Source organism: Lonsdalea quercina subsp. quercina (assembly GCF_000688695.1).
GTDB classification, from domain to species: Bacteria; Pseudomonadota; Gammaproteobacteria; order Enterobacterales; family Enterobacteriaceae; genus Lonsdalea; species Lonsdalea quercina_D.
The window spans coordinates 311,780-327,591 of the sequence record NZ_JIBQ01000009.1 but is presented as its reverse complement, the minus strand read 5'-3'; the positions used below and the strand labels follow the sequence as shown (position 1 = coordinate 327,591).

The 15,812-nt window shown below is 51.4% G+C and carries 11 protein-coding genes; 7 read left to right on the top strand and 4 right to left on the bottom strand.

Going from position 1 to position 15,812, the window contains the following annotated elements; all coding sequences use genetic code 11:
- The first annotated feature begins 111 nt into the window (after positions 1–111).
- From SB13_RS10750 to SB13_RS10725, 6 genes are all read left to right on the top strand, one after another.
- A complete protein-coding gene (locus SB13_RS10750; RefSeq protein WP_394296373.1) occupies positions 112–543 on the top strand; it encodes an NlpC/P60 family protein in 432 nt (143 codons plus the stop codon).
- 486 nt (positions 544–1,029) lie between these two features.
- Entirely contained in the window at positions 1,030–1,764 is a 735-nt protein-coding gene (locus SB13_RS10745; protein WP_026740356.1) for an EAL domain-containing protein, read from the top strand.
- 103 nt (positions 1,765–1,867) lie between these two features.
- Positions 1,868–3,319, top strand: coding sequence for a protein adenylyltransferase SelO (locus SB13_RS10740; RefSeq protein WP_026740355.1), 1,452 nt, complete (start codon positions 1,868–1,870; stop codon positions 3,317–3,319).
- Between the two features lie 344 nt (positions 3,320–3,663).
- A complete protein-coding gene (gene ldtD / locus SB13_RS10735; protein WP_026740354.1) occupies positions 3,664–5,382 on the top strand; it encodes a L,D-transpeptidase in 1,719 nt (572 codons plus the stop codon).
- Positions 5,383–5,548: 166 nt separating this feature from the next.
- Entirely contained in the window at positions 5,549–6,097 is a 549-nt protein-coding gene (locus tag SB13_RS10730; RefSeq protein WP_026740353.1) for a YcbK family protein, read from the top strand.
- Between the two features lie 65 nt (positions 6,098–6,162).
- Positions 6,163–6,807 (top strand): MBL fold metallo-hydrolase, encoded by a 645-nt coding sequence (locus tag SB13_RS10725; RefSeq protein WP_026740352.1) that lies wholly within the window; start codon positions 6,163–6,165, stop codon positions 6,805–6,807.
- Positions 6,808–6,884: 77 nt separating this feature from the next.
- On the opposite strand, the gene SB13_RS10720 is transcribed toward SB13_RS10725, so the two are convergent.
- From SB13_RS10720 to pncB, 4 genes are all read right to left on the bottom strand, one after another.
- Positions 6,885–8,075, bottom strand: a complete 1,191-nt coding sequence (locus SB13_RS10720; RefSeq protein ID WP_026740351.1) for an amino acid aminotransferase — start codon at positions 8,073–8,075, stop codon at positions 6,885–6,887.
- A gap of 243 nt (positions 8,076–8,318) precedes the next feature.
- A complete protein-coding gene (locus tag SB13_RS10715; RefSeq protein WP_026740350.1) occupies positions 8,319–9,398 on the bottom strand; it encodes a porin in 1,080 nt (359 codons plus the stop codon).
- 293 nt (positions 9,399–9,691) lie between these two features.
- On the bottom strand, positions 9,692–11,092 hold the full coding sequence (asnS, locus tag SB13_RS10710) for an asparagine--tRNA ligase (RefSeq protein WP_026740349.1): 1,401 nt from the start codon (positions 11,090–11,092) through the stop codon (positions 9,692–9,694).
- Positions 11,093–11,272: 180 nt separating this feature from the next.
- A complete protein-coding gene (gene pncB, locus SB13_RS10705) occupies positions 11,273–12,478 on the bottom strand; it encodes a nicotinate phosphoribosyltransferase (RefSeq protein WP_026740348.1) in 1,206 nt (401 codons plus the stop codon).
- 574 nt (positions 12,479–13,052) lie between these two features.
- Between pncB and pepN the strand changes: the two genes are divergently transcribed.
- On the top strand, positions 13,053–15,668 hold the full coding sequence (gene pepN, locus SB13_RS10700) for an aminopeptidase N (protein WP_026740347.1): 2,616 nt from the start codon (positions 13,053–13,055) through the stop codon (positions 15,666–15,668).
- Positions 15,669–15,812: the final 144 nt, after the last annotated feature.

The window sequence follows — 15,812 nt, the reverse complement described above, 5'->3', positions numbered from 1 at the left end:
GTTCTGACTAAGGCCATAGAAAGCCAGTATGGCAGGTCAATTATCTTCCCGAACGTGAGTGAGCGTATGTACGTGTTGCGTTGGAAATTTATAGTGTTGGCAGCAGTTCTCATGATCCTCACGGGGTGCAGCCATCATGCGCCGCAGCTTAACGGCCGCTTGAGCGACTCTCGGGAAGTCAAGGCACAGTTACACCAGCAGCTGGCCGAATGGCGGGGTACACCCTACCGCTATGGTGGCCTTGACCGGCGGGGCGTGGATTGCTCGGGCTTCGTTTTTGTGACATTCCGTGACAAGTTTGGCCTGCAGTTACCTCGTTCCACTGAAGATCAGGTGGAAGTTGGTACGCGTATCGACAAAGAGGACCTGTTGCCGGGCGATCTGGTTTTTTTCAAAACCGGAAGCGGCAACAGCGGTATGCATGTGGGTATTTATGATGCCAATGAACAATTTATCCATGCCTCTACCAGCAAAGGCGTCATTCGTTCATCGCTGAACAACGTTTACTGGAAACGCGCTTATTGGCAGGCGCGCAGAATCTGAAGGCTGTCGGGCAATGCCAGCCTCTTTCTGAGCCGACGGATTGAGCTTAAGACGGTGAGAAGCCTTTCAACGGATTGAATCCAGGCTAAAAATGCGAATCAAGCATGTTGCAACGGTGGTTGAATATTTGTGATGCGCCGTGGGCGATATATGAATAACGTTTGGGAATTGAAATGTTTGTTAATAAACTGCAACGCTTATTGGGGGTTTGTCTGAAAAGTGAAAAACGAATTGTGTTCTCTTGGGGACACATTATAGAGTATCTGCAGGATGTTCTTTATTCGGCTTTTACCCTGCGTAGTTTTTTATTACGACCATCGCATTCTCGTGACTTTAAATGTCTTAATCTATTAGACTTATGATTAATATATTACAAACGATCAATAGATGAATAATTACTGATTGAGTTGTGGTGAATAGAAACGTGTCGTCGCTTGCGTCTCTGTTCGGGTGAATGTTCACATTATTTAATTCTGGCAAAACACTATGCGTATCCAGCTTGATGTGGAGTATATCAGCAACTACCTCTTTTCACCGGTCTATAGCCTGGATGCCCGGCTGCTGGCCGTGGAAATGACTGGCCGCTTCCACAGCGCCGCCGGCAACCTGGCTATGCCTCAGAGTATCCTGATGAGCCTGCTCGATAGATCGCAGAAAGTCGCTTTATTTAAAGAACAACTTCTTATTATTAAAAGCAAAGCGTCTTGGTTTAGAGATAATCAAGTGATGGTTTTGCTTAAGATTGATCGTGCATTGTCTGAATTAGTGATTCGCGATGAAAAAATTAAAGAGACACTCAACACACTTTCTTTTATCCAACTCGAAATTAATGAGATTTATCCCAACCTCGACGAGGGTAAGGATAATCCTAATATTTTGGCACTCAGTAAATCATTCAATTTGTGGCTGGATAATTTCGGCTCGGGAAAAACCAATTTGAAACCCTTCTATGATGGCTTATTTCGCCATGTGAAATTGGATCCCCGTTTCGTTCAACGCTTATTAATGCGTCCGACGGAAGTGTCCATGATCAACCCCATGCTGAGCGTCATCAAAAAGCACAACGCCGGTATGATGGTGATTGCTCAGGGCATTGACAGTCCAGCGCTACTTGAACAGTCGTACGATCTGGACATCAGTGGCGTTCAGGGGCAGCTGTGGCCTGCGGTGCCGTTAGAACAGCTGGATCAGAAACTGCCGGCTGCGGTGTGCTACGGCTAAATCTATCGGCAATCATCTTTTTTCGGCCGCGAATACCCTTATCTTTACTCGGTGTTAATTCCTCGAACTCCGCTCTACACTGCGGTAAAGAGAGGACCCGACCATGCCGTACCCCCCTAAATTCAACAATCGTTATTATCAGCAGCTGCCCGGCTTTTATACCCAACTGGAACCTTCCCCGTTGCAGGGGGGCAGGCTGCTTTATCACAGCGAAGCGCTTGCCGATGAGCTCGGATTGTCCGCTGACTGGTTTACTCCCGAAAACAGCCCTATTTGGTGCGGTGAAAAAAGTCTGCCGGGAATGCAGCCTATTGCGCAGGTTTATAGCGGACATCAGTTTGGCGTTTGGGCCGGACAATTAGGGGATGGTCGCGGAATTTTATTAGGCGAGCAGCAGCTAGCCGACGGACGCCACGTCGACTGGCATCTCAAGGGCGCGGGGAAAACGCCCTATTCACGTCAGGGGGATGGGCGTGCCGTGCTCCGTTCTGTGATCCGAGAGTTTTTGGCCTCCGAGGCATTACATGCGTTGGGGATACCGACGACTCGCGCACTGACTATCGCCACGAGTGAACAAGGGGTGCAACGTGAAACGGAGGAGCGGGGCGCAATGCTACTGCGAGTCGCGGAAAGCCATGTGCGTTTTGGTCACTTCGAACACTTCTATTATCGCCGTGAACCGGACAAAGTGCGCCAGCTGGCCGATTTTGTCATAGAGCACCACTGGCCGCAGTGGCACCAGGAATCGGACAAATATCGTCTGTGGTTTACCGACGTGGTGGAGCGCACCGCGCGTCTCATCGCACATTGGCAGTCGGTAGGCTTTGCGCATGGCGTCATGAACACAGATAACATGTCTATTCTTGGGATGACGATTGACTTCGGCCCCTTCGGCTTTCTGGACGATTACGATCCCCATTTCATCTGTAACCACTCTGACTATCAAGGGCGCTACTCTTTTGATAATCAGCCGGCTGCGGCCCAGTGGAATTTGCATCGGCTGGCCCAGTCGCTTTCCGGACTCATGCCGCCTGAGACATTGCAATCCGCGCTAGATCGCTACGCGCCGGTATTAATGCAGCAGTACGGCGATCTAATGCGCGCTAAGCTTGGCTTCTCATCATCAGAACACGCGGACAATGATATCCTGACGGGATTATTCCGGCTCTTGCAACAGGAAAAAGGCGACTATCATCGGACTTTCCTGCTGCTGTCCGAGACGGAAGTGCAAAATGAGCGTTCGCCGCTTCGTGACGAATTTATCGACCGCGAAGCCTTCGATCGCTGGTTTGGCGCGTATCGCCGTCGCTTACGCCTGGAGCCAGCTGATGATACTGCGCGACGCGAGAGCATGTACAAAGCAAATCCGACCTACGTATTGCGTAACTATCTGGCGCAGCAGGCCATTGAAGGCGCTGAGCGGGATGATGTCAGTGCGTTGACGCGTCTACATCGGGCTATCAGTCATCCTTTCGAAGCACAGCCGGATTTGGCTGAACTATCAGCGCCTCCCCCCGAATGGGGAAAGCACCTCGAGATATCCTGCTCCAGCTAAATGACCAGACATCAACACGGTGATTGGGTTTGTCGAGGCTGAGGTATTCTCATGGCCGTTTGTTTGCGTGGGGAACTGCCTGATTCAATAGGGATTAGGTTATTTTGTAAACAAATCTCTCCTAAGGGGACAAGTTTCTACAAAATAAGTTCATTCCGCCTGAAGCAAAAATTATTTTCTGTTTATATACTAGCGTTTAAAGCGATCTGAATTCATACCCGCTCCTCATCAGACAGGTTTCTTTTCCACAAAGCACCGTGACTTTCCGCAAATGCAAAATCTCTTTCCATAATGCGGCAAGGACGAGTACTGAATTCGGTAAGGTAAAAACAGGGGATTATTGGATGTTGTTAGCAAAAAGAAAAATGCAAGGTCTAAGACTGGGCATAACGGGAGGCACGCTTTGGCTTAGCGGCCTGATTGCGTTTTCAGCTCAGGCGGCCACGCAAACCATGCTGTCAGGGACGACGACGCCAATATCCACCGCAGAGCCTGCGGCTACCAGTTCGCGCGGGCCATTGCCTACAGGCATGACACTGCATTATGACTCTGCGCTGCGCGGGCTGTATAGGCAAACGGCTGAGCAGCCTATGTGGTCAGATAGTCGAGCCGTTAATGCATTCCAACAACAATTAGCCGAGTTGGCGCTCGCAGGGATTCAGCCACAGTTCACGACGTGGGTTTCCTGGTTGACCGACCCCAAACTGACCGGATTGGCGAGGGACCGGGTGCTGTCCGATGCCATGTTGGGCTATCTGCAATACGTCTCAGGCGTGGACAAAAATGGGAGCAGCTGGTTATACGCCAATGTGCCTTATACGCTATCTTTACCTCCGTCAGGGCTGATTACCGAATGGCAAAATGCGGTTAAAGAAGGCCGTAGCGCAGAATTCGTCGCCACCTTGGCTCCGCGGCACTCCCAGTATGTGAAGATGCATGAAGCGTTGAAAGCGAGCCTGTTGGACAAACGTCCGTGGCCCAAATTGCAGCTTGGCGGGACGCTGCGTCCGGGCGATCAAAGCAGCGAGTTGCCGGCTCTGCAGGAGATTTTGCAACGTACCGGCATGTTGGCCTCGAATGCGACTACCTTGCCGCTGTTCAATGACTCCCCTTCGACTGATGGCAGCGGGACCACAGCGCCGTCGGGGGCAACGAACGTCTACACGGGGGAATTGGTTGATGCCGTTAAGCGTTTCCAACATTGGCACGGCTTACAAGACGATGGTGCGATAGGGAAGCGGACAAAAGACTGGCTGAATGTGTCGTCGCAAATGCGGGCAACGCTGCTGGCGCTGAACATTCAGCGGTTGCGATTAATTCCCGACAATGTGTCGAACGGCATTTTGGTCAACATTCCCAACTTTTCGCTGACCTATTATCAGAATGGCGCCGAAATTTTATCTTCCCGAGTGATTGTCGGGCAGCCGAAACGTAAAACTCCGTTGATGAGTAGCGCGTTAGTTAACGTGGTTGTCAATCCGCCCTGGAATGTGCCAACGACACTGACCCGTCAGGACATCATTCCCAAGGTGATTATGGACCCGGGATATTTACAGCGTCATGGTTACACGCTGTTGTCTGATTGGAGTGAGAACGCGCAGCCGATCGACCCTACCATGATCGATTGGTCTCAGGTGTCAGCTGACCGATTCCCTTATCGTCTGCGTCAGGCGCCGGGAAGCACCAATTCGCTGGGACGTTATAAATTCAATATGCCGAACTCTGAAGCCATCTATTTACATGACACTCCGAACCATAATCTGTTCCATAAAGATATTCGGGCATTGAGTTCGGGTTGTGTGCGAGTCAATAAGGCCGCTGAGCTGGCCGGGCTGCTGTTGCAGGATGCAGGTTGGAATAGTGCGCGGGTGTCCTCGACCTTGGAAGAGGGGAATACGACATACGTCACCATGCGCAAGCGTATTCCGGTCAACTTCTATTATTTGACGGCTTGGGTCGCAGAGGATGGCAAAGCCCAATATCGTACAGATATTTACAATTATGATGGACGGTCCAAAACGGGTGAATCCATGCTGTCCAAAGTAGGATTATTATTGCAGTAAGCAAGGATTTCCGTAAGTTACGGCTGAGTCAGCCGATGCCGCGGGCGGGGCGCTTATCACACCTCGCCGTAGGGCGGGTTGACTCAGCAAGTTTCGGCGGTTAAGGTTCAAAGCGGTGCGCGTTTTGTGCCCTCACACCGATTATTAGCCTGGGTAATATTGCCATATGGAACACATCGATAACCATCGTCGCAAATGGTTGACGCTCGGAGGGGCTGCTTTGGGCATAGCCTTGCTTCCTGGTCAGTCACTCGCCTCATTATCTACTGCACGTCCTCGAATCTTAACACTCAATAATCTCAATACAGGCGAACGTCTAAAAGCAGAGTTTTTCGATGGGCGACGTTATATAAAAGAAGAACTTACCCGATTAGATTATTTCTTCCGCGATTATCGCGCTAATAAAATNAAAAGCATCGATCCGCAGCTTTTCGATCAGTTATATCGATTACAGGTCATGTTGGGAAACAACAAGCCAGTGCAGCTGATTTCGGGTTATCGCTCGCGTGGTACTAATGAAGACCTCCGCTCTCACAGCCGTGGCGTGGCTAAACAAAGCTACCATACGCAGGGTAAAGCGATGGATTTTCATATTGAAGGCGTGCAACTGGCGAATATCCGCAAAGCGGCAGTGAAAATGCGGGCGGGCGGCGTCGGATACTATCCACGCAGCAACTTCGTACATATTGATACAGGTCCTGCGCGTACCTGGTAAGAAAGAGAAAACAGCCCGCAGCGATGTTAATGGAACACGGGCTGTGGGGACGAAAGCGGAGCGATATGAAATATCAAATTATTCCTGTGACGGCATTCAGCCAGAATTGTACTTTGTTGTGGTCTGAGGCAAGTGGCGACGCGGCTTTAGTCGATCCCGGCGGTGAAGCAGAAAAGATCAAACAAGCCGTGGCGGAAGCCGGTGTGACCGTTAAGCAAATTCTTTTAACCCATGGTCATTTGGATCATGTTGGCGCCGCAGCAGAACTCGCTGACTATTATCAGGTGTCCATTAAAGGCCCGCAGCGTGCCGATGCTTTCTGGCTTGACGGGCTGCCGGCACAAAGTCGGATGTTCGGTCTTGATGATTGCCAGCCGCTGACGCCGGATGAGTGGCTGGAAGAGGGTGATACGGTCACTATTGGTGACGTGCATCTTTCGGTTCTGCATTGCCCAGGACATACGCCGGGGCACATCGTCTTTTTCTGTGAGTCTGACCGGCTGGCAATTTCAGGCGATGTCATCTTCAGAGGGGGCGTGGGTCGCAGTGATTTTCCTCAGGGCAATCACGACGCGCTGATTCAGTCGATTACCGAAAAGCTGTTGCCGCTCGGCGATGATGTAGCTTTTATTCCCGGGCATGGTCCGATGTCGACCTTAGGCGAAGAACGCCTAACTAACCCTTTTTTGCAGGGAATTACCGTCGGGTAAAGCGCCCTTTGCTGATTAAAAAAAGCCAGTTCGGCGTCAACCGGACTGGCTTTTTTCTTGCTCACAGATTCGCTTGTTTATAACACGGCAACGATCGCCTCGCACAGCGGAGCCATGTTTTCAGGGGTCATCCCTGCTACGTTGACTCGCCCGGAATTAACGGCGTAAACGCCGAATTCATCGCGAAGGCGGATGACCTGATCTTTGTTAAGTCCGCTAAATGAGAACATACCGTTCTGCTGGATAATGAAAGAGAAGTCTTGTTGTGCGCCTTTCTCCTGAAGGGTGTTCACAAAAAGCTGACGCATACGCTGGATACGTTCACGCATCGCCGTCAATTCCTGTTCCCAGATCCCGCGCAGAACATCGTTAGAGAGAATTGTCGCGACTACGGCTGCGCCATGAGAAGGCGGGTTAGAGTAGTTTGCGCGAATCGCCGCTTTTATCTGGCTAAATGCGGTATCGGCAATTGCACTCTCTGCAGCAACCAATGTGCAGGCGCCCACACGTTCGTTATACAGACCGAAATTTTTGGAGTAGGAGCTCGCGACTAACAGTTCCTGATGGTTAGCGGCGAAAGTCCGCAGGCCCTGAGCATCTTCGTCCAAACCATTCGCAAATCCCTGATAGGCGAAATCGAACAAAGGTAACCAGCCTTTCTGCTGTGAAAGTGACGCTAACTGAGCCCACTGCTCTGCCGTAGGGTCAATCCCCGTAGGGTTATGGCAGCAGCCGTGAAATAAAACGATATCTCCCGCCTGAGCGGCATTGAGGCTTGCCACCATGCCGTCAAAGTCCAGTTTATGGGCATTGGCGTCGTAATAATCGTAGTCACAAACTTCCAGCCCGACCGCGGCAAATACGTTTCTGTGGTTAGGCCAGGTCGGATTGCTGATCCAAACACGTTTAGCCGTAGTGTTATGCGCAATAAAATCTGCCGCGACACGGAGTGCGCCTGTACCACCTGGGGTTTGGGCTGTCCGCGCTCGTTTATTCGTGATGATGTCGTTATCTTTACCAAACAGCAACTCTTGCGTGCGGAGTGCAAACTCCGGTAAGCCGTCGATGCTGAGATAGTTTTTGCTGACTTCGTTTTCGAGCAAATACTGTTCTGCTTTTTTTACGCTGGTTAATACAGGTGTTTTACCGGTTTCGTCCTTATAAACACCGATACCCAGATTGATTTTGTGAGGACGCTCGTCAGCGCGAAAGAGATCGGCCAGCCCAAGAATCGGGTCGGCTGGAGCAGCAGAGATTTTTTCAAACATTGCGCAGTAGTTCCGTGACTGAATTTAAGCAAGAGAGTTAGCAGGTTAACGCTAGCATCAGGCTTTGCCAACCGTTTGCATCAAAGAAATGACAATTATTAGGAAAGGAAGAACACGAGCTGGCAAACAGAATGTTTGCTTTTACGCAAACTAAAACGCCAGTTGGATATACCAACTGGCGTGCAATCTTGACCTGGTTTATAAACTAAACTACCAAATTAAGGCAGATAAGCTTTATGCAGATTAGAACTGGTAAACAACACCCAGTGCTACGCGATCATCGTTAGCGAGGGCGTAAGCGTTATCGTCATCCAACAGGTTGATGTCGTATTCGGTGTAAACAGACATGTTTTTGTTGAACGCGTAGTTAGCACCCAGGCTGACGTATTTGGTGACGTAGTCGTTGTTGCCGTTAGAGTCGTCTTTTGCTTTCGCGGAAACGTAGCCCAGAGACGGAGTCAGACCGAAATCAAAGGTGTACTGAGCGACAGCTTCGAAGACTTTAGTTTTGTCTGCGGTGGTCGTTGAAAGTGCAGGCGTTATGGTGTTGTTGTGGCCGACGTAGGTCAGGTTACGGTATTCACCGTAGGTTGCGGCCAGATAGACGCTGTTAGCGTCATATTTCAGACCGGTAGCCCATGCTTCAGCGCGATCGCCGTGACCGTCGTTAGATTGAGCGGTAGTACGGTCAACAGCTTCATAAGAACCGATTACGCCCACGCCAATCGGAGAGGTGTAGGAAGAAGACACGCCCCAGCCGTCGCCATTCTGGCGATCTACAGCACGAGAACCTTCGTTTTTGCCCTGATACTGAACGGCGAAATCCCATCCATCAACCAGACCGAAGAAGTTTTTGTTGCGGTAGGTCGCTACGCCAGAGCTACGACCTGTGATGCTGTCTGTGTACTGGCTGTCACTGCCGAATTCCGGCAGAACGTCGGTATAAGAGATACCGTCGTAGGCGATGCCCAAGTTGCGGCCATAGTCAAATGAGCCGTAGTCCGCGAATTTGAACCCAGCGTAAGCGTAGCGAGTTTTGCTAGCGGATGCATTCTGGTTTTCAGCGCCTGATGCATTGAATTCATACTCGAAGCGACCGTAGCCGGTCAGTTCGTTAGTGATCTGAGTTTCACCTTTGAAGCCAAGACGAGCATAAGTTTTGTCACCGTCACTACTGTCGTCATCGGAGAAGTAGTGCAGGCCAACAACTTTGCCGTAAAGATCCAGCTTGTTGCCGTCTTTATTGTAGACTTCAGCTGCATTTGCTGCGCCTGCAGCCAACAAAGCCGGGATTACCACTGCAAGAAAATTGCGCTTCATCATTGTTACCCTCATTGGTGTTATTGGACACCTACATTTGCCCCAGAAAATTTCTTACGGAACTTTAGTGGCAATTGTGATGTCTTCCTGTGTCTGCACGCAGTTTTCCATTCACTAAGTCGTTAAGCCACCCTAAAAATGATACTAACTTCGCAATCAGGTAACTATTAGAAAATATGTATTACAAAATGTAAAAAACGCTGAACTTTTTACAAGAATGCAAAATAATCGAAGGGGCCGTTAGAAACGGCCCCTTCGTTATTCTAGATATTTGTTTTGCTTATATTAATTTTTTATTAAAAGCTCGCATTACGCGGAGTGCGTGGGAACGGAATGACATCTCGCACGTTTTGAACGCCGGTCACATAAGCGACTAGACGTTCGAAACCGAGACCAAAGCCGGAGTGGGGGACCGTGCCGTAACGGCGCAGATCGCGGTACCAACCGTAGTCTTCTTTATTCAGTCCCATTTCTTCCAGGCGGCGATCAAGGTGATCAAGACGCTCTTCACGCTGAGAACCCCCGATGATTTCACCGATACCTGGCGCCAGAACATCCATCGCGGCAACGGTTTTCCCGTCATCATTCATGCGCATATAAAATGCTTTGATGTCTTTCGGGTAATTTTTAACGACCACAGGCGCTTTGAAATGTTTTTCAGCCAGATAACGCTCATGCTCTGAAGAGAGATCGATCCCCCAAGACACCGGGTTTTCGAATTTTTCGCCGCAGTTTTCCAGAATGGTGATTGCGTCGGTGTAATCCACCTGAGAGAAATCAGCATGGATAAATTTCTCCAGACGCGTCAACGCCTCTTTATCTACGCGCTGAGCGAAAAATGCCATATCGTCCGCGCGCTCTTCCAGAACGGCTTTAAACACGAACTTCAGCAGGTCTTCGGCCAGTTTCGCCGTATCTTCCAAATCGGCGAAGGCAACTTCCGGTTCGATCATCCAGAATTCAGCCAGATGGCGGCTGGTGTTGGAGTTTTCAGCGCGGAAGGTAGGCCCGAAGGTATAGATTTTTGATAACGCGCATGCGTAAGCTTCGCCATTTAACTGGCCGGATACGGTCAGAAAAGCTTCTTTACCGAAGAAATCTTCGTTGAAATCGACTTTTCCCTCTTCGGTACGCGGCAGGTTTTCCAGATCCAACGTGGATACGCGGAACATTTCACCGGCGCCTTCGGTATCCGAAGCCGTAATCAACGGGGTTGAAACCCAGTTAAAACCTTGCTGATGGAAAAAACGATGGGTAGCTTGCGCCAGCGTGTTGCGCACACGAGCGACCGCGCCGATCAGGTTGGTCCGCGGACGCAGGTGCGCGACTTCACGCAGGTATTCGATGCTGTGACGTTTAGCCGCCATCGGATACGTATCCGGATCGTCCACCCATCCCACTACGCTGACGTCGGTCGCCTGCAGCTCAAAGCTCTGGCCCTGACCGGGCGATGGAACGACTTTACCCGTGATCGCTACGGAACAGCCGGTAGTCAGGCGCAGAACATCGCTCTGATAATTATCAAGATTATTATTAACCACGGCCTGTAGTGAATCAAAGCAGGAACCGTCATAGACGGCAATAAAAGAAATACCGGCTTTAGAATCTCTCCGGGTACGTACCCAGCCGCGCACGGTGACTTCGCTGTCAACGGCGACACGGCCTTGCAGTACGTCGACTACAGGCACTACGCTCATAACATTCTCTCTTTGAATAAAATGTGTTTAAAAACAGTAAATGCCCCAGCTCAGGGCAGCATTGCTATGTTACTTGCCGGTATGCAGGACACAAGTAGAAATCACCGGAATGCAATAAGTTTTGTGCATTCCGGTGTCGCTGGATTAAAGATTAAGCGCTGGGGAGTGGGAACTGGCGTTTCAGCTGGCCTTGCGTACCTGCGGCAGGTCGAAGGCTTCTCGTAAGGCGCTGACGAACGCCGGGTCGTGGCAAATGGTTTTTCCCGGACTGTCGGATAACTTCGCCACCGGCCGTCCATTACACTCTACTAACTTAATGACAATGTTGAGCGGCGTGACTCCCGGAATATCGCAGGTCAGGCGCGTACCAATGCCGAAAACGAGATTGATGCGCTGCCAGAAATGGCGATAAAGCGCGATGGCTTTTTCCATGTTCAGGCTGTCGGAGAACACCAACGTTTTCTCCATCGCATCTATTCCCAGCGAGAGGTAGTGAGCGATCGCTTTTTCGCCCCACTGGATCGGGTCCCCTGAGTCATGTCGCAAGCCCTGATATTTTTCCGCAAAGCGATGGTCGAAATCCCTGAGGAAGGCATCCATGGTGATGCAGTCGGTCAGTGCAATACCGAGTTGGTCGGGATATTCCTGCAACCAGGCTTCCAGCGCCGCCCGTTGGCTATTTTCGAGCGTCGGGCTAATTTGTTGATGCGCCTGAAACCATTCGTGGGCCTGAGTTCCTACCGGCGTCAACTCGAGTCTCCGGGCCAGATCATAGTTGCTGGTGCCAATCAGGTAAGGGAACTCATCTTTCAGCGTGCGCACGATGTTGTATTGCACGTCGCGGGAGAATCGGCGACGTGTGCCGAAATCCATCAGCTTGAAATGCGACAAATCCATACCCGCGCTCGCGGTCTCGAACTGGCTCAGCGTTTGACGCAGTTGAGCGATAGCCTCATTCACATCGACATGCGGTGAGCGATCGCGGTGTACGACTTCGCTCACCACGGACAGTAACGGTACCTCCCATAGGATCACTTCCCGCCACGGGCCGGCAATGCGAATATCCAGTCGCCCCTGATGAGCGCTGATTTGAACCTGCCGGGGATTGAAGCGAAACGTCTTTAGCCAATTCAGGTAATCTGTTTTAAAGAAAGGCAGCGCTGAGAGGTAGTCAAACTCGTCATCGCTGAGCGCCAGGCTGCCCATCGCTTCCACCTGCGCGGAGATCTCCTCCGCATAGATACCTAGTTTTTCATCACCGCGGCAGCGGAACTCCGCCGCCACCTCAACATCGTAGTACTGATGATAGACAGCCTGCTGCATATGCAGCTTGTAGGCATCGGTATCCAGCAACGAGGTCATAATCGGGGAAAGGGAAGAAGTCATAATGCGTTACAGCATCCTCGTTCAACGCAGTTAAGCGGTTAAAACGATGACGGAAGGGCTCGGAACCTTCCCAAAATCGTCTGTTTGTTCGGGCTATATCACCATATTGGACGTGTTTAGGCGAGATTCAAATGTGCGATTGTGAAAATAAAGTGTCTATTTTTTTGCCGTTTTTAACATTAGTGTTTGAAACCAAATGTTTTTTATACTAAACAAAAAATTCCAAAAAAACGTGTTGTGTTCGATTCAAAAGTGGAAAAGAGGGAATGTTTGCATTCCGTCACCGAGATCCCTTTAATAGAGGTAACAGCTTGTTCAATAAAGAATCTGTGTGTAAAAAAAACGCATTTTGATGTGTTGTTCAGATGGTTGGTGGGGAAACTCAGACACTGAGTTCACCCCCTGATACGTCTATATTGAAAGACTCGGTGGTTTAACTCAATTTACGCGCCGTGGAACGACGCAGGCGCTCGCCGCGAAAAAAAAGCGCCCGGTCTGAAATGGCGCTTCTTAACCCGGCGGGCCTGATTGCATGACCTGTCGCCATTATTGTCCGTCACTAAGGTAACGATTTATGAGCCAGCAACCCCAAGTAAAATACCGGCACGACTATCGCGCGCCGGACTACACCATCACCGATATCGCATTGGATTTTGACCTGGGCCCGGACAAAACACGGGTGGTCGCCACCAGTCAGGTGGTATTACAGGGCGAAACCGGGGCTCCTTTGCGGTTGGACGGCGAAGGATTGCACCTGATCGACATTCTGGTGGACGGCCAGCGTTGGACGGAGTACCAGCAACTCCCCGATGGTCTTGAACTCAACGGGCTGCCGCAAAAATTCGCGTTGCAGATCGAAACGGAAATCAACCCGTCGGCCAACAGCGCGCTGGAAGGTTTATATCAGTCCGGCGATGCTCTGTGCACCCAATGTGAAGCCGAGGGTTTCCGTCATATCACTTACTACCTTGACCGACCCGATGTACTGGCTCGTTTCACCACCCGAATTACGGCAGACAAAACCCGCTATCCCTACCTGTTGTCTAACGGCAACCGCGTGGCGCAGGGCGAGCTTGCCGATAACCGTCACTGGGTGGAATGGCAGGATCCGTTCCCCAAACCTTGCTACCTCTTTGCCTTGGTTGCAGGAGATTTTGACGTCTTACGCGACACGTTCACCACGCGTACCGGCAGAGAAGTCGCGCTGGAACTCTATGTGGATCGCGGCAATCTTGACCGCGCCGACTGGGCGATGACGTCGCTGAAAAATGCGATGAAATGGGATGAGACACGCTTTGGTCTGGAATACGATCTCGACATCTACATGATCGTCGCCGTCGACTTCTTCAATATGGGCGCGATGGAAAACAAAGGCCTGAACGTCTTTAACTCCAAGTACGTCCTGGCCAAAGCGGAGACCGCAACCGACAAGGATTACCTCAATATTGAAGCGGTGATCGGTCACGAGTATTTCCACAACTGGACTGGCAACCGCGTCACGTGCCGCGACTGGTTCCAACTTAGCCTTAAAGAAGGCCTGACGGTATTCCGCGATCAGGAGTTCAGCTCCGATCGAGGGTCGCGTCCCGCTAACCGGATCGATAACGTTCGGGTGATGCGCGGCGCGCAGTTCGCCGAGGATGCCAGCCCGATGTCCCATCCAATCCGTCCGGACCAGGTCATCGAGATGAATAACTTCTATACCCTGACGGTTTACGAAAAGGGTGCCGAGGTCATTCGCATGATGCACACGTTGTTGGGCGAAGAAAAATTCCAGGCTGGGATGCGGCTCTATTTCGACCGCCATGACGGCAGCGCCGCCACTTGTGACGACTTTGTTCAGGCGATGGAAGACGCGTCTGGAATCGATCTGACGCAATTCCGTCGCTGGTACAGCCAGTCCGGGACGCCGGTGCTGACCATTCAGGATGATTACGATGCGGAGAGTGAACAATATCGCCTGCAGGTGACGCAGAACACGCCTATCGGTCATGACAAACTGCGTAAACAGCCGCTGCATATCCCGCTGGATATCGAGCTGTATGACAACGAGGGTCAGCCGATCCCGCTGGTGCAGAACGGCCAGGCGGTGGGATCCGTGTTGAGCGTGACGGAACCCGAACAGACGTTTGTATTCGAGCAGGTGCCTTGTCAGCCGGTTCCTTCTCTATTAAGAGAGTTTTCCGCGCCGGTGAAAGTCAACTACAGCTGGGGCGATGAGCAACTGACCTTCCTGATGCGCCACGCCCGCAATGCATTCTCCCGCTGGGATGCGGCGCAAAGCCTGTTGGCGAGCCATATTCGTCTGAACGTGGCACGCTATCAGCAGAAACAGCCGTTATCGTTACCACTGCATGTGGTTGACGCTTTCCGCGGCGTTTTGCTGGATAACTCTCTGGACCCGATGCTGGCATCGCAGATTTTGTCGCTGCCCAGCGAAAATGAGATTGCAGAACTGTTCGATATTATCGACCCCGAAGCGATTTCCGCCGTGCGTCACGCGTTGACTCAAACGCTGGCGCAGGAGATGGCGGACGAGCTGCTGGCGGTGTATCGCGATAATCAGACACCAGCGTACCGCATCGACCAGGAAGATATGGGCAAACGCGCGCTGCGTAATGTTTGCCTCCACTATCTGGCTTTCGGCGACGAGCATCAGGCGGATACGCTGGTGAGTCGGCAGTTCGAGCAAGCCGACAACATGACGGACTCTCTGGCGGCGCTGTCGGCGGGGGTAAGTGCGTTGCTGCCGTGTCGCGATGCGCTGCTGGCGTCGTTCGACGAACGCTGGCATCAGGACGGCCTGGTGATGGATAAGTGGTTTACATTACAGGCCACCAGCCCGGAAACTGATGTGCTGGATCGCGTACGGGCACTGTTGAAACACCGTTCGTTCAGTCTGAACAACCCGAACCGTCTGCGGTCGCTGGTTGGTGCCTTTACTTCAGGCAACCCGGCGGCATTTCATGCCGCTGATGGTAGTGGCTACCGTTTCCTGACCGAAATGTTGGTGGACCTCAACACGCGTAACCCGCAGGTTGCCGCCCGGTTGATCGAACCGTTGATCCGTTTGAAACGCTACGATCAATCTCGACAGGAGCAGATGCGCAAGGCGTTGGAAACGCTCAAAGCGTTGCCTAATCTGTCGGGAGACTTGTTCGAGAAGATTACGAAGGCACTGGAAGCCTGATCGTCGTCGGAGATTCCCCCCTGGATTTAGGTGGCGTTAGCGTCACATGAATGGAGGCGTTTCTTCGCACAGCCGTCGAGGCGATGTTGAGGTCTTCAAGCAAGGCCTCAACGGACCGATTCATTGATGTGATGAAAAGGCTTC

Bases quoted from the DNA above. Each gene is read 5' to 3' on its own strand.
- SB13_RS10715 (WP_026740350.1), bottom strand. From the start codon at position 9,398: ATGATGAAGCGCAATTTTCTTGCAGTGGTAATCCCGGCTTTGTTGGCT.
- SB13_RS10720 (WP_026740351.1), bottom strand. From the start codon at position 8,075: ATGTTTGAAAAAATCTCTGCTGCTCCAGCCGACCCGATTCTTGGGCTG.
- SB13_RS10745 (WP_026740356.1), top strand. From the start codon at position 1,030: ATGCGTATCCAGCTTGATGTGGAGTATATCAGCAACTACCTCTTTTCA.
- asnS (WP_026740349.1), bottom strand. From the start codon at position 11,092: ATGAGCGTAGTGCCTGTAGTCGACGTACTGCAAGGCCGTGTCGCCGTT.
- SB13_RS10725 (WP_026740352.1), top strand. From the start codon at position 6,163: ATGAAATATCAAATTATTCCTGTGACGGCATTCAGCCAGAATTGTACT.
- pepN (WP_026740347.1), top strand. From the start codon at position 13,053: ATGAGCCAGCAACCCCAAGTAAAATACCGGCACGACTATCGCGCGCCG.
- SB13_RS10750 (WP_394296373.1), top strand. From the start codon at position 112: ATGATCCTCACGGGGTGCAGCCATCATGCGCCGCAGCTTAACGGCCGC.
- pncB (WP_026740348.1), bottom strand. From the start codon at position 12,478: ATGACTTCTTCCCTTTCCCCGATTATGACCTCGTTGCTGGATACCGAT.
- SB13_RS10740 (WP_026740355.1), top strand. From the start codon at position 1,868: ATGCCGTACCCCCCTAAATTCAACAATCGTTATTATCAGCAGCTGCCC.
- ldtD (WP_026740354.1), top strand. From the start codon at position 3,664: ATGTTGTTAGCAAAAAGAAAAATGCAAGGTCTAAGACTGGGCATAACG.